Genomic DNA, 14,129 nt, shown 5'->3' on the forward strand with positions numbered 1-14,129 from the left:
GGGCGCGGCGCGGCGCCGCCTGCTGGTCGCGACCGGAAGGAAGCTCGACGCATGATCCGTCACCTGCTCTCCAGCGCCGACCTGGACGCTGGCACCGCCCTCCAGATCCTGGACACCGCCGCCGAGATGGCGACCGTGGCCGGGCGGGAGGTCAAGAAGCTGCCGGCGCTGCGCGGTCGGACCGTGGTGAACCTCTTCTACGAGGACTCCACCCGGACCCGGATCTCCTTCGAGGCCGCCGCCAAGCGACTCAGCGCCGACGTGATCAACTTTTCGGTCAAGGGGTCCAGCGTCGCCAAGGGCGAGAGCCTCAAGGACACCGCGCTCACCCTTCAGGCGATGGGCGCCGACGCCGTCGTCGTCCGGCATCCCGCCTCCGGCGCCCCGTACCAGTTGGCCGACTGGGTTGACGGCTCGGTCGTCAACGCCGGCGACGGTACGCACGAGCACCCCACCCAGGCGCTACTCGACGCGTACACGATGCGTTCCCGGCTGGGCCGGCTCGCCGGCCTGTCGGTGGCGGTGGTCGGTGACGTGCTGCACAGCCGGGTGGCGCGCTCCAACGTCCTGCTGCTCTCCACCCTCGGCGCCAAGGTGACCCTGGTCGGCCCGCCCCCGCTGATCCCGGTGGACATCGCCGCGGCCCTCGCGCCCGGCACCACCGTCTGCTACGACCTGGACTCGGTGCTGGCGCAGTCGGACGTGGTCATGATGCTGCGGGTACAGCGGGAGCGCATGAACGACTCCTACTTTCCCTCCGCCCGTGAGTACGCCCGCCGTTACGGCCTGGACGGCTCACGGATGCGGCGGCTGCCGGAGCACGCGATCGTGATGCACCCCGGCCCGATGAACCGGGGCATGGAGATCACCTCCGAGGTGGCCGACTCGCCCCGCTCCACCATTGTCGAACAGGTCGCCAACGGCGTCTCCGTCCGGATGGCCGTCCTCTACCTGCTACTCGGAGGGAACAACCGGTGACCGCGTATCTGATCACCAACGTGAGCGTCCTCGGCGCCGCGCCGACCAACCTGCTGATCCGCGACGGCGTCGTGGCCGAGACCGGCGTGGGGCTGACGGCCGCCGGCGCGGTCGTGGTTGACGGCACCGGTCTGGTCGCCCTGCCCGGCCTGGTGGACCTGCACACCCATCTACGTGAGCCCGGCCGGGAAGACGCCGAGACCGTCGAGACCGGCTCTCGGGCCGCGGCGCTCGGTGGCTACACGGCGGTCTGCGCGATGGCGAACACCTCCCCGGTCGCCGACACCGCCGGGGTGGTCGAGCAGGTCTGGCGGCTGGGCCGGGAGGCCGGGCTGGTGGACGTGCAGCCGATCGGCGCCGTCACGGTCGGGCTGGCCGGCGAGCGCCTGGCCGAGTTGGGCGCGATGGCCGACTCGGCCGCCCGGGTCCGGATCTTCTCCGACGACGGACACTGCGTCGCCGACCCGCGGTTGATGCGCCGGGCCCTGGAATACGTGAAGGCGTTCGACGGCGTGGTTGCCCAGCACGCCGAGGAGCCACGGCTGACCGAGGGCGCCCAGATGCACGAGGGGGAGATCTCCACCCGCCTCGGGCTGACTGGTTGGCCGGCGGTCGCCGAGGAGGCGATCATCGCCCGGGACGTGCTGCTCGCCGAGCACGTGGGGAGCCGTCTGCACATCTGCCACGTCTCCACGGCCGGCAGCGTCGGGGTGCTGCGGCAGGCCAAGGCCCGCGGTGTTCAGGTCACCGCCGAGGTCACCCCGCACCACCTGTTGTTGACCGACGAGAAGGCGGTCACCTACGACCCGGTCTACAAGGTCAACCCGCCGCTGCGGACCGCCGCCGATGTCGCCGCGCTGCGCACCGCGTTGGCCGAGGGGGTCGTGGACATCGTCGCCACCGACCACGCCCCGCACGCCGTGGAGGACAAGGAGTGCGAGTGGGCGTACGCCCGGCCGGGCATGCTCGGCCTGGAGACGGCGCTCTCCATCACGCTGGACGTGCTCGGCCCGCAGTGGGACCTCATCGCCGAGCGGATGTCCCGCACCCCCGCCCGGATCGCTGGCCTCACCGAACACGGCCACGACCCGGCGCCGGGCGCACCGGCGAACCTGACCCTGGTGGATCCGGCGGCGCGTCGCGTCATCGAGCCGACCGAGTTGGCCAGTCGCAGCTGCAACACCCCGTACGCCCGCATGACGCTGCCGGGTCGCATCGTGGCGACCTTCCTGCGCGGCGAGGCGACGGTTCTGGACGGAAAGGCAGTGAAGTGATTCGAGTACGGAGTGCGGTGGGGCAGTGCCGTGTGGCCCGGAGCGTGGGGTGCGTGGCGTGAGGCGGCGACCGGCGATTCTCGTCCTGGAGGACGGGCGCACGTTCCACGGCGAGGCGTACGGCAGCGTCGGGGAGACCTTCGGCGAAGCGGTCTTCAACACCGGAATGACCGGCTACCAGGAGACGCTCACCGACCCGTCCTACCACCGGCAGGTGGTGGTGCAGACCGCTCCGCACATCGGCAACACCGGGGTCAACGGCGAGGATGACGAGTCCGGCCGGATCTGGGTCGCCGGGTACGTGGTTCGTGATCCCGCCCGGATCGGCTCGAACTGGCGGGCCACCGGTGGTCTGGAGGACCGGCTCACCGCCGAGGGGGTGGTCGGCATCAGCGGTGTGGACACCCGGGCGCTCACCCGGCACCTGCGGGAGCGGGGCGCGATGCGGGTCGGGGTGTCCAGCGTCGAGACCGATCCGCAGGCGCTGCTGGCCCGGGTCCGGCAGGCTCCGCAGATGGTCGGCGCGGACCTCTCCACCGAGGTGACCACCCCGCAGCCGTACGTGGTTGAGGCCGAGGGGGAGCACCGGTTCACCGTCGCCGCCCTGGACCTCGGCATCAAGCGGAACGTGCCCCGGCGGCTCGCGGCGCGGGGTGTCACCACCCATGTCCTGCCGGCTCACTCGGGCATCGACGAACTACGGGCCACCGGCGCGGATGCGATCTTCCTCTCGCCCGGCCCCGGTGACCCGGCGACCGCCGACGGGCCGGTGGCCCTGGCGCGCGCGGTGCTCGCCAGCGGGGTGCCGCTCTTCGGTATCTGCTTCGGCAGCCAGATCCTTGGTCGGGCGCTGGGCTTCGGCACGTACAAGCTCGGTTACGGCCACCGCGGGATCAACCAGCCGGTGCTCGACCGGGTTACCGGCAAGGTCGAGGTGACCAGCCACAACCACGGTTTCGCCGTCGCGTTCCCCGGCGCCGAGCCGGGGGCCGTTGTGCCGGACCAGGTGGTCGAGACCGAGTTCGGCGGGATCGAGGTCTCGCACGTCTGCCTCAACGACAACGTGGTCGAGGGGCTGCGGGCGCGCGACGTGCCCGCCTTCACCGTTCAGTACCACCCGGAGGCGGCGGCCGGTCCGCACGACGCGGACTACCTGTTCGACCGCTTCGCCGAGCTCATCGAGGGTCGCAACCACAGCGGGGGGCGCACGAATGCCTAAGCGGACCGACCTCAAACACGTCCTGGTGATCGGCTCCGGGCCGATCGTGATCGGGCAGGCCTGCGAGTTCGACTACTCCGGCACCCAGGCGTGCCGGGTACTACGCAGCGAGGGGATCCGGGTCAGCCTGGTCAACTCGAACCCAGCGACGATCATGACCGATCCGGAGTTCGCCGACGCCACGTACGTCGAGCCGATCACCCCGGAGTTCGTCGAGCTGGTCATCGCCAAGGAGCGGCCGGACGCGGTGCTGCCCACCCTGGGGGGCCAGACCGCGCTGAACACGGCGGTCGCGTTGCACGAGTCCGGGGTCTTGGAGAAGTACGGCGTCGAGTTGATCGGCGCGAACATCGACGCGATTCGTCGCGGCGAGGACCGGCAGCTGTTCAAGGACGTCGTCGCCAAGGCGGCGGTTCGGATCGGGATCGAGGACCCCGCGACGCTGGTGCCGCGTTCCCGGGTCTGCCACTCGATGGACGAGGTCCGCGAGACTGTCGCCGAGCTGGGCCTGCCGGCGGTGATCCGACCGTCGTTCACGATGGGCGGCCTCGGCTCCGGCATGGCCCACACCGATGCGGACCTGGAACGCATCGCCGGTGCCGGCCTGGCCGCCAGCCCGGTGCACGAGGTGCTCATCGAGGAGAGCGTGCTCGGCTGGAAGGAGTACGAGCTCGAGCTGATGCGCGACCGGCACGACAACGTCGTGGTGGTCTGCTCGATTGAGAACGTCGACCCGATGGGCGTGCACACCGGGGACAGCGTCACCGTGGCCCCGGCGATGACCCTCACCGACCGGGAGTATCAGCGCCTGCGCGACCTCGGCATCGCGGTGCTGCGCGAGGTCGGGGTGGACACCGGGGGCTGCAACATCCAGTTCGCGGTGAACCCGGCCGACGGCCGGATCGTGGTGATCGAGATGAATCCCCGGGTCTCCCGCTCGTCGGCGCTCGCCTCCAAGGCGACCGGGTTCCCGATCGCGAAGATCGCCGCGAGGTTGGCCATCGGCTACACCCTCGACGAGATCCCCAACGACATCACGCTGAAGACGCCGGCTGCGTTCGAGCCGACGTTGGACTACGTGGTGGTCAAGATCCCGCGTTTCGCGTTCGAGAAGTTCCCCGGCGCCGACCCGGAGCTGACCACCACCATGAAGTCGGTCGGTGAGGCGATGAGCCTGGGCCGCAACTTCACCGAGGCGCTGAACAAGGCGATGCGCTCGATGGAGACGAAGGCGGCCGGCTTCTGGACCGTGCCCGACCCGGCCGGTGCCACCCGCGAGGACACCCTCGCGGCGCTGCGGGTGCCGCACGACGGGCGGCTCTACACGGTGGAGCGGGCGCTGCGGCTCGGTGCCTCGATCGCCGAGGTGGCGGCGGCCTCCGGCGGGATGGACCCGTGGTTCCTCGACCAGATCGCCGGCCTGGTTGAGCTGCGAGCCGAGATCGTGGACGCCCCGGTGCTCGATGGCGACCTGCTGCGCCGGGCCAAGCGGGCGGGACTCTCCGACCGGCAGCTCGCCGCGTTGCGCCCGGAGTTGGCCGCCGAGGACGGTGTGCGGACGCTGCGGCACCGGTTGGGCGTCCGGCCGGTCTACAAGACCGTGGACACCTGCGCGGCGGAGTTCGAGGCGATGACGCCCTACCACTACTCCACCTACGACGCGGAGACCGAGGTGGTCGGGTCGGACCGACCCAAGGTGCTGATCCTCGGCTCGGGGCCGAACCGAATCGGGCAGGGAATCGAGTTCGACTACTCCTGTGTGCACGCCGTCATGGCGCTGCGGGACGTCGGATACGAGACGGTCATGGTCAACTGCAATCCGGAGACCGTCTCCACCGACTACGACACCGCGAACCGGCTCTACTTCGAGCCGTTGACCTTCGAGGACGTCCTCGAGGTGTGGCACGCGGAGGACTCCTCCGGCCGGGCGGCCGGTGGCCCCGGCGTGGTCGGGGTGGTCGTGCAGCTCGGTGGCCAGACGCCGTTGGGGCTGGCGCAGCGGCTCAAGGACGCCGGGGTACCGGTCGTCGGGACCTCCCCGGAGTCGATCCACCTCGCCGAGGAGCGGGGCGCGTTCGGCGCGCTGCTGGCCCGTGCCGGGCTGCGGGCGCCGGCACACGGCACCGCCATCTCGTACGACGAGGCGAAGACGATCGCCGCCGAGATCGGTTATCCGGTGCTGGTCCGTCCCTCGTACGTGCTCGGTGGTCGGGGCATGGAGATCGTCTACGACGACGCCACGCTGCGTGACTACATCGGCCGGGCCACCGACATCTCCCCGGATCATCCGGTGCTGGTGGACCGGTTCCTCGATGACGCCATCGAGATCGACGTGGACGCGCTCTGCGACGCCGCCGGTGCGGTCTACCTCGGTGGCGTGATGGAGCACATCGAGGAGGCCGGTATCCACTCCGGCGACTCCTCCTGCGCGTTGCCGCCGATCACCCTGGCAGGTTCCCACGTCGCCGAGGTCCGCCGGTACACCGAGGAGATCGCCCGAGGTATCGGCGTGCAGGGCCTGCTCAACGTGCAGTACGCCCTCAAGGACGACCAGCTCTGGGTGCTCGAGGCCAACCCGCGTGCGTCCCGGACCGTGCCGTTTGTCTCCAAGGCCACCGCGGTGCCGTTGGCCAAGGCGGCGGCTCGGATCGCGCTCGGCGCCACCATCGCCGAGCTGCGCGCCGAGGGCCTGCTCCCCGTCGACGGCGACGGCGGCACCCTCCCCGCGGACGCGCCGATCGCGGTCAAGGAGGCGGTGCTTCCGTTCAAGCGGTTCCGCACTCCGACCGGGAAGGGGATCGACTCGCTGCTCGGGCCGGAGATGAAGTCCACCGGCGAGGTGATGGGCATCGACACGTCCTTCGGGTACGCCTTCGCCAAGTCGCAGTCGGCCACGTACGGCTCCCTGCCGACCGGCGGGAAGATCTTTGTCTCGGTCGCCAATCGGGACAAGCGTGGCATGATCTTCCCGATCAAGCGCCTGGCCGACCTGGGCTTCCAGCTGATCGCCACCACGGGCACCGCTGAGGTGCTGCGCCGGCACGGCGTCGCCTGCGAGCAGATCCGCAAGCACTACGAGTCGGGGGAGAGCGAGGACGCGGTCTCGCTGATTCGGTCTGGCGAGGTGGTGCTCGTGGTGAACACCCCGCAGGGTTCGGGAGCGAGCGCCCGCTCGGATGGCTACGAGATCCGCAGTGCCGCCGTGACGGCGGACATTCCCTGTATCACGACCGTTCCGGGCGCTGCCGCCGTGGTGATGGCGGTCGAGGCCCGGATCCGTGGCGACATGCGGGTCCGTCCGTTGCAGGCGCTGCACGCCTCGCTGCGGAGCGCCCGGTGAGCCCGGGCGGGCCGATGTGGCTCGCCCGGCCGGGGAGGATGGCGTGATCTTCGAACGGGTGGTGCGGCCACGGCTGTTCCGGCTGGGGGGCGGGGACGCGGAGACGGCGCACGAGTTCACGGTGCGGCGGCTGGCCGGTCTGGCTCGGGTGCCCGCGGCGTTGGCCGTGCTCCGGGCCCGGTACGGCGTTTCGGCTCCCCGAACGGTGTTCGGCCTCCGCTTCCCGAACCCGGTCGGGCTGGCCGCCGGGATGGACAAGAACGGGGTGGCGCTGCCGGCCTGGCCGGCCCTGGGCTTCGGCTTCGTTGAGGTGGGCACGGTCACCGCGCACCCGCAGCCGGGCAACCCACGGCCGCGGCTGTTTCGGCTTCCCGACAGCCGGGCGGTGGTGAACCGGATGGGCTTCAACAACGCCGGCGCCGACGCGCTCGCGGCGCGGTTGGCGGCGCTGCCCCGCCCGTTCGGGGTGCCGCTGGGTATCTCCCTCGGCAAGTCCAAGGTCACCCCGCTCGAGGAGGCGGTTGCGGACTACCAGGCGTCGTACCAGGCCCTGCGCGAGTACGGCGACTACTTCGCGGTCAACGTCTCCTCGCCGAACACGCCGGGGCTACGTGCACTGCAGGACCGGGCGCACCTGGACGCTCTCTTGGCCGCTCTGGTCGGCGAGAAGCCGGTACTGGTGAAGATCGCCCCAGACCTTCCGGACTCGGCCATCGCGGAGCTGTTGGAGGTCTGCCTGGCGCGAGGCGCGGCGGGGGTGATCGCCACGAACACCACGCTCTCCCGAGCCGGCCTCGCCCCCACCGATCAGGCCGGTGGCGCCGAGGCGGGAGGGCTCTCCGGCCGGCCGCTGGCGCACCGGGCCCGGGAGGTGGTCTCCTTTGTACACTCCGAGACCGGTGGCCGGCTGCCGATCATCGGCGTCGGCGGCATCCTCACTCCGGATGACGCCGAGCGCATGTTCGACGCGGGCGCGTCGTTGGTGCAGCTCTACACCGGCTTCATCTACCGGGGGCCGGCCTTGGTGCGGGCTGCTGCGGTGGGGGCCCGGACGCCGTGACACCGTGCGGGTGGTACTCGCCCGGTGGCTGCGGCCCGCTCGCCTCCTCACCGGCCGGGCTACCCGGACCCGAGGGCCGGTTGACGCGGTGACCGGCTAGTGAGGAGGCGACGTCGTTGACCCCGGAGGAGATCAGCGCCGCAGACGCGGCCCACGTGTGGCATCCGTACGCGGCGCTGCCCCCGGCGACCCCGCCGTACGTTGTGGAGAGCGCGGCCGGGGTGCGGCTGCGGCTGGCTGACGGGCGGGAACTGGTTGACGGGATGTCGTCGTGGTGGGCGGCGATCCACGGCTACCGGCACCCGGTGCTGGACGCGGCGGTGACCGACCAGCTCGGCCGGATGAGCCATGTGATGTTCGGTGGGCTTACCCACGAGCCGGCCGTCACCCTGGCCCGTAGCCTCGTCGAGCTGGCACCGGAGGGGTTGGAGCATGTCTTCCTGGCCGACTCCGGCTCGGTGAGTGTCGAGGTGGCCGTCAAGATGTGCCTGCAGTTCCAGCGGGCCATCGGTCGGCCGGAACGCCGTCGGCTGGGTACCTGGCGGGGTGGCTACCACGGCGACACGTTCCACCCGATGAGTGTCTGTGACCCGGAGGGGGGTATGCACCACCTCTGGGGGGATCTGCTGCCCCGGCAGGTTTTCGCGCCGGTGCCGCCGGCAGGGTTCACCGCAGCCCCGGATCCGGCATACGAGGCGGCCCTGGCGGACGCGGTCGCCCGGCACGCCCACGAGCTGGCCGCGGTCATCGTCGAGCCGGTCGTCCAGGGGACCGGTGGCATGCGGTTTCACCACCCGCGCTACCTGCAGGTGCTGCGGGAGGTCACCCGTGCCCACGGGATTCTGCTCATCTTTGACGAGATCGCTACCGGGTTCGGTCGGACCGGGGCGATGTTCGCCGCCGAGCACGCCGACGTGACACCGGACGTGCTCTGTGTGGGCAAGGCGCTCACCGGGGGGTACCTCACCCTGGCCGCCGCGCTCTGCACCGCGGAGATCGCCCGTGGGATCTCCGCAGCCGGTGTGCTCGCCCACGGTCCGACCTTCATGGGTAATCCGCTCGCCTGTGCGGTGGCGAACGCCTCTCTCGGCCTGCTGCGGTCCGGAGACTGGCCGGCGCAGGTGGCGCGGATCGAGAGGGGTCTGCGGGCCGGTCTGGAGCCGCTACGGGCGGTGCCGGGCGTCGTTGACGTCCGGGTGCTCGGTGCGATCGGTGTGGTGCAGCTCGACCATGAGGTGGACCTGCCGGCGGCGACCGCCGCCGCGGTCGCCGCCGGGGTCTGGCTGCGACCGTTCCGGGACCTGGTTTACACCATGCCCCCGTACATCACCGCAGACGCCGATCTGGCCCGGATCACCGCCGGGATCGCCGCTGCGGCTCGGGCGGGCTGATCCGCCGGCTTGGGGCGGAGGGTGGGCGGTGTGGAGCCCGCCGGGTGGGGGGCGGCATCAGCCGTCCGCCGAGACGATGCGTGCGTGGCACGCAAGAGGGAGGTCTGCGATGGAGAGCTTCGGTGCCCGCCTGCACCGGGCGGTTGGCGAGCGGGGTCCGCTCTGCGTCGGCATCGACCCGCACCCGGGTCTGCTCGCGCGGTGGGGCCTCGATGACGATATTCGCGGTCTGGAGCGGTTCGCGGGCACGGTCGTGGAGGCGTTGGGTGACCGGGTCGCGGTGGTCAAGCCGCAGTCGGCCTTCTTCGAGCGGTTCGGGTCTCGGGGCGTGGCGGTCCTAGAGTCAACTATCCGACAGTTGCGGGCGGCTGGTTCGCTCGTCCTCCTTGACGTCAAGCGTGGCGACATCGGCTCAACGGTCGCCGCGTACGCCTCCGCGTACCTTGACCCATCGAGTGCACTGCATGTCGACGCGGTGACTGTGAGCCCGTATCTCGGGGTTGGCGCGCTCGCCCCGATGTTCGAGCTGGCCGCCGCGCAGGGCGGCGGGGTCTTCGTGCTGGCGCTCACCTCCAATCCCGAGGGCGCCGCGGTGCAGCGGGCTCGCACCGCCGACGGGCGGACCGTCGCGCAGCTGGTGATCGACGAGATTGCCCAGCTCAACGCGGGTGCGCAACCACTGGGCAGCATGGGGTTGGTGGTGGGGGCGACCATCGGTGAGACGGGTCACGACCTCAGCGCGGTCAACGGTCCGCTGCTCGCTCCGGGCCTGGGAGCGCAGGGCGCCAGCGCCGCCGACCTAAGGGTGGTCTTCGGCTCCAGCCTGCCCGCGGTGCTCCCCACGTACTCCCGTGAGGTATTGGCCGCGGGGCCCGATCTGACTGCCCTGCGGGGCGCTGCGGACCGGGTGTTGGCCGACTGCCGGGCGGCTTTGACCGGTTCGTGACTGACTGACGGCTCGGTCACTTTCCGGCGATCTTCGCGTGCCCACGTTGCCGAATGCGCCGTTGACCGCTAGTTTTCCCCGCGCTGGGAACCATGGGCCTCCCTGGTTCGCAGCGACACCACGTTTCACAGTGCGGCGGTGCATTCGCCCGTCGCGATAGGGACCTGAGGAGAACTGGTGCCGCTCCCGTCACTGACCCCTGAGCAGCGCGCAGCAGCGCTGGAGAAGGCCGCGGAGATCCGCAAGGCCCGTGCTGAGCTGAAGGAGCAGCTCAAGCAGGGCAAGACAACTCTCGGAGCCGTTCTCGAGCGGGCCGAGTCCGACGATGTCGTCGGCAAGCTGAAGGTATCCGCTGTCCTGCAGGCGATGCCGGGAATCGGCAAGATCCGGGCGACCCAGATCATGGAGAAGCTCAAGATCGCCGATAGCCGGCGCCTGCGTGGCCTCGGCGAGCAGCAGCGCAAGGCCCTGCTTGGGGAGTTCGCCGCCAACTGAGGTGGCAGCCGTGTAGAAACGAGCAGTGAGCACGGATGGTGAGGCGCGCCCGGCAGGCCGGCTCACCATCCTGACCGGACCTTCGGGCTCCGGTCGGGATGGTGTCGTCGGGTTGGTCCGGGCGCGCTTGCCCACCGTGTGGACGCCGGTGCCGGTGACCACCCGGCCTCGGCGGGACTGTGAGGTGGCCGGGGTTGACCGGGTCTTCCTCGACTCGGCCGAGTTCGACCAGTTGCTGGCCGCCGGCGGTCTGCTGGAATGGAGTCAGATCGGCCGGTACCGCCGCGGTACGCCGGGGCAGCCACTGCGGTCCCGACTGGCCGCCGGGGCGTCAGCTCTGCTCTCGATGGACCTGGCCGGGGCGCTGCGGCTGCGGGCCGTGTTGCCGACGGTCCAGCTGGTGCTGTTGCACCCGCCCGGCTACGTGGCCGATCCGGTCACCGAGCCGCATTTCACACATACCATCGTGCATGGCCGGACTGTGCAGGTCGTGGACGAGCTGGTAGGATTGTTCGGTTCGTCATTCAAAGCTCCGGCGCGACCGCGCGTGCGCGGTTGACCGCCAGCACCGCGAGCGGTGTCACAGACGCAGAGGTCAACACGTGGGATCCATCGCCACCAACCCCGAAGGCATCACCAACCCGCCGATCGACGAGCTCCTCGAGAAGACCACCTCGAAGTACGCGCTGGTCATCTTCGCCGCCAAGCGGGCCCGTCAGGTCAACGCCTACTACAGCCAGCTCGGCGAGGGCCTGCTGGAGTACGTCGGCCCGCTGGTCGAGACGACCCCACAGGAGAAGCCGCTCTCGATCGCCATGCGCGAGATCAACTCGGGCCTGCTCACCGCTGAGCCCACCGACCAGCCGTAGCGCGTAGTCACGATGTCCCCCCGGATCATCCTCGGGGTCGGTGGCGGGATCGCCGCGTACAAGGCCTGCGAGTTGCTACGGCTCTTCACCGAGTCCGGTCACCGGGTCCGGGTCGTGCCGACCGCATCGGCGCTCCACTTCGTTGGAGCCGCGACCTGGTCGGCGCTCTCCGGTCAACCAGTCGCCGACGACGTCTGGTCCGACGTGCACGAGGTGCCACACGTGCGGCTGGGTCAGCAGGCGGACCTGGTCATGGTGGCTCCGGCTACCACCGACCTGCTCGCCCGGGCCGCTCATGGGTTGGCGGACGACCTGCTCACCAACACTCTGCTGACGGCCCGCTGCCCGGTCGTCCTGGCACCGGCGATGCATACCGAGATGTGGGAACATCCGGCGACGGTGGCCAACGTGGCGACGCTGCGCTCCCGGGGGGTGCGGGTCGTCGAGCCGGCGGTCGGTCGGCTCACCGGGACGGACACCGGCAAGGGACGGCTACCAGACCCGGCGGAGCTCTTCGCCGTGGCCCGACGCGTTCTCGCTCGCGGCGCCGCCGCCCCAGCTGACCTCACCGGGAAGCGTGTGCTGGTCACGGCCGGGGGCACCCGGGAGCCGCTCGACCCGGTCCGGTTTCTCGGTAACCGCTCCTCCGGCAAGCAGGGGTATGCGTTCGCCCGCGCCGCGGTGGCGCGAGGAGCCCGGGTCACCCTGGTCTCCGCCAACGTCGCGTTGCCCGATCCGGCCGGCGTGGACCTGGTGCGGGTCGGCACGACCGCCGAGCTTCGCGAAGCCACGCTGACGGCTGCCGACCGCGCGGATGCGGTGGTAATGGCGGCGGCTCCCGCCGATTTCCGCCCCGCGACGTACGCGACTGGCAAAATCAAGAAGTCGGACGACGGCAGCGCGCCCACCATTGAGCTCGTCGCCAACCCGGACATCGCCGCCGAGCTCGGGAAACGTCGTCGCCCGGAGCAGGTGTTGGTGGTGTTCGCCGCGGAGACCAGTGACGCCGAGGCCAACGGCCGAGCCAAGCTCGCCCGCAAGCGAGCGGACCTCATCGTCATCAACGAGGTCGGCCCGGACCGGGTTTTTGGCGCCGACACGAACGCGGCGACCGTCATCGGTGCGGACGGATCGGCCAGCCGGATGCCCGAGCAGTCCAAGGAAGATCTCGCCGACGGTGTCTGGGACCTCATCGTCTCCCGGCTGGCCGGCCGTCCCGGATAGCTGGATCAGTGCACGATAGGGGGCTCCGGTACCGGACTCGAGTGACTAAACTGCCGCGGAACGAGTTTCCCTGACTTAGGAGTGCCGTGACACGCCGCCTCTTCACTTCCGAATCGGTCACCGAAGGTCATCCTGACAAGATTGCTGACCAGATCAGTGACGGGATCCTCGATGCGTTGCTGGCAGAGGACCCGCGTAGCCGGGTTGCAGTGGAGACGCTGATCACAACCGGTCAGGTGCATGTTGCGGGCGAGGTAACCACCAAGGCCTACGCCGACATCCCGTCGATCGTGCGTCGGACGATTTTGGATATTGGTTACGACTCGTCGCGAAAGGGCTTCGACGGGGCGTCCTGCGGGGTAAGTGTGTCGATTGGGTCGCAGTCGGCAGATATCGCCCAGGGGGTCGACAACGCGTTTGAGCTGCGCACCGGCGCATCCGAGCACGTGTTGGATGCGCAGGGCGCAGGTGACCAGGGGATGATGTTCGGGTTCGCCTGCTCGGAGACCCCGGAGTTGATGCCGATGCCGATCGCGTTGGCGCACCGGCTGTCGCGTCGCCTGGCACAGGTGCGGCGGGACGGTGTGGTGCCGTACCTGCGTCCGGATGGTAAGACGCAGGTGACGGTGGAGTACGAGGGATTGCGGCCGGTGCGGCTGAACACCGTGCTGGTGTCGTCTCAGCACGCGGCCGATGTGTCGCTGGAGTCGCTGCTGACGCCGGACATCCGGGAGCACGTGATCGCACCCGAGGTGGAAGGTCTCGGGTTGGGGCTGGACATCGAAGACTATCGGCTGCTGGTGAACCCGACGGGCCGGTTTGAGGTTGGTGGCCCGATGGGAGACGCGGGTCTGACCGGCCGGAAGATCATCGTGGATACCTACGGCGGGTACGCGCGGCACGGCGGCGGGGCGTTCTCAGGCAAGGACCCGTCCAAGGTGGACCGTTCTGCGGCGTACGCGATGCGGTGGGTGGCCAAGAACGTGGTGGCGGCCGGGCTGGCGGAGCGGTGCGAGGCGCAGGTGGCGTACGCCATCGGCAAGGCGCAGCCGGTGAGCCTGTTCCTGGAGACGTTCGGCACGGAGACGGTGTCGGTGGAGCGGATCGAGAAGGCGGTGACGGAGGTGTTCGACCTTCGTCCGGCGGCGATCATCCGGGACCTGAAGTTGATGCGGCCGGTCTACTCGCAGACCGCGGCGTACGGACACTTCGGTCGAGAACTTCCTGACTTCACCTGGGAGAGCACCGACCGCGCCGCCGACCTCAAGTCGGTAGCGGGCGCCTGAGTAAGACCCCGCGTAGCGACCGGCGGCCTGCCAACGGGTCGCCGGTC

General features: G+C 70.3%; 12 protein-coding genes. All 12 read left to right on the top strand.

All coding sequences use genetic code 11. From position 1 onward, the window contains the following. Positions 1 to 51 precede the first annotated feature (51 nt). The 12 genes from K228_RS0106730 (at position 52) to metK (ending at position 14,082) form a co-directional block, all read left to right on the top strand. Positions 52 to 978, top strand: a complete 927-nt coding sequence (locus K228_RS0106730) for an aspartate carbamoyltransferase catalytic subunit (RefSeq protein ID WP_025617734.1) — start codon at positions 52 to 54, stop codon at positions 976 to 978. Beyond that, positions 975 to 2,252 (top strand): dihydroorotase, encoded by a 1,278-nt coding sequence (locus tag K228_RS0106735; protein ID WP_025617735.1) that lies wholly within the window; start codon positions 975 to 977, stop codon positions 2,250 to 2,252. Before K228_RS0106730 ends, K228_RS0106735 begins: the two co-directional genes overlap by 4 nt. A 58-nt stretch (positions 2,253 to 2,310) precedes the next feature. Further along, positions 2,311 to 3,471 (top strand): glutamine-hydrolyzing carbamoyl-phosphate synthase small subunit, encoded by a 1,161-nt coding sequence (gene carA / locus K228_RS0106740; protein ID WP_025617736.1) that lies wholly within the window; start codon positions 2,311 to 2,313, stop codon positions 3,469 to 3,471. After that, positions 3,464 to 6,811, top strand: a complete 3,348-nt coding sequence (gene carB / locus K228_RS0106745) for a carbamoyl-phosphate synthase large subunit (RefSeq protein ID WP_025617737.1) — start codon at positions 3,464 to 3,466, stop codon at positions 6,809 to 6,811. Before carA ends, carB begins: the two co-directional genes overlap by 8 nt. Before the next feature lie 43 nt (positions 6,812 to 6,854). After that, positions 6,855 to 7,871 (top strand): quinone-dependent dihydroorotate dehydrogenase, encoded by a 1,017-nt coding sequence (locus K228_RS0106750; protein ID WP_025617738.1) that lies wholly within the window; start codon positions 6,855 to 6,857, stop codon positions 7,869 to 7,871. A gap of 116 nt (positions 7,872 to 7,987) precedes the next feature. Further along, positions 7,988 to 9,262 carry an adenosylmethionine--8-amino-7-oxononanoate transaminase gene (locus tag K228_RS0106755; protein WP_025617739.1) on the top strand — a complete coding sequence of 425 codons (1,275 nt, stop codon included), beginning with the start codon at positions 7,988 to 7,990 and terminating at the stop codon, positions 9,260 to 9,262. Between the two features lie 109 nt (positions 9,263 to 9,371). Beyond that, entirely contained in the window at positions 9,372 to 10,208 is an 837-nt protein-coding gene (gene pyrF, locus K228_RS0106760) for an orotidine-5'-phosphate decarboxylase (RefSeq protein ID WP_025617740.1), read from the top strand. A 177-nt stretch (positions 10,209 to 10,385) separates the two neighbouring features. Continuing rightward, positions 10,386 to 10,703: an integration host factor, actinobacterial type gene (gene mihF, locus K228_RS0106765; RefSeq protein WP_007458370.1), complete on the top strand. Its 318-nt coding sequence runs from the start codon at positions 10,386 to 10,388 to the stop codon at positions 10,701 to 10,703. Positions 10,704 to 10,728: 25 nt separating this feature from the next. Next, on the top strand, positions 10,729 to 11,262 hold the full coding sequence (locus tag K228_RS0106770) for a nucleoside/nucleotide kinase family protein (RefSeq protein WP_025617741.1): 534 nt from the start codon (positions 10,729 to 10,731) through the stop codon (positions 11,260 to 11,262). Positions 11,263 to 11,305: 43 nt separating this feature from the next. Then, entirely contained in the window at positions 11,306 to 11,572 is a 267-nt protein-coding gene (rpoZ, locus tag K228_RS0106775) for a DNA-directed RNA polymerase subunit omega (protein ID WP_025617742.1), read from the top strand. Positions 11,573 to 11,584: 12 nt separating this feature from the next. After that, positions 11,585 to 12,796: a bifunctional phosphopantothenoylcysteine decarboxylase/phosphopantothenate--cysteine ligase CoaBC gene (gene coaBC, locus K228_RS0106780; RefSeq protein WP_025617743.1), complete on the top strand. Its 1,212-nt coding sequence runs from the start codon at positions 11,585 to 11,587 to the stop codon at positions 12,794 to 12,796. 86 nt (positions 12,797 to 12,882) lie between these two features. After that, entirely contained in the window at positions 12,883 to 14,082 is a 1,200-nt protein-coding gene (metK, locus tag K228_RS0106785) for a methionine adenosyltransferase (protein WP_025617744.1), read from the top strand. Positions 14,083 to 14,129: the final 47 nt, after the last annotated feature.

The sequence above is a fragment of the Salinispora cortesiana genome, assembly GCF_000484695.1.
Taxonomy (GTDB): domain Bacteria; phylum Actinomycetota; class Actinomycetes; order Mycobacteriales; family Micromonosporaceae; genus Micromonospora; species Micromonospora cortesiana.

What these genes read in the sequence shown, in the direction of transcription:
- K228_RS0106730 (WP_025617734.1), top strand. Translation starts at nt 52, where the DNA reads ATGATCCGTCACCTGCTCTCCAGCGCCGACCTGGACGCTGGCACCGCC.
- carB (WP_025617737.1), top strand. Translation starts at nt 3,464, where the DNA reads ATGCCTAAGCGGACCGACCTCAAACACGTCCTGGTGATCGGCTCCGGG.
- pyrF (WP_025617740.1), top strand. Translation starts at nt 9,372, where the DNA reads ATGGAGAGCTTCGGTGCCCGCCTGCACCGGGCGGTTGGCGAGCGGGGT.
- coaBC (WP_025617743.1), top strand. Translation starts at nt 11,585, where the DNA reads ATGTCCCCCCGGATCATCCTCGGGGTCGGTGGCGGGATCGCCGCGTAC.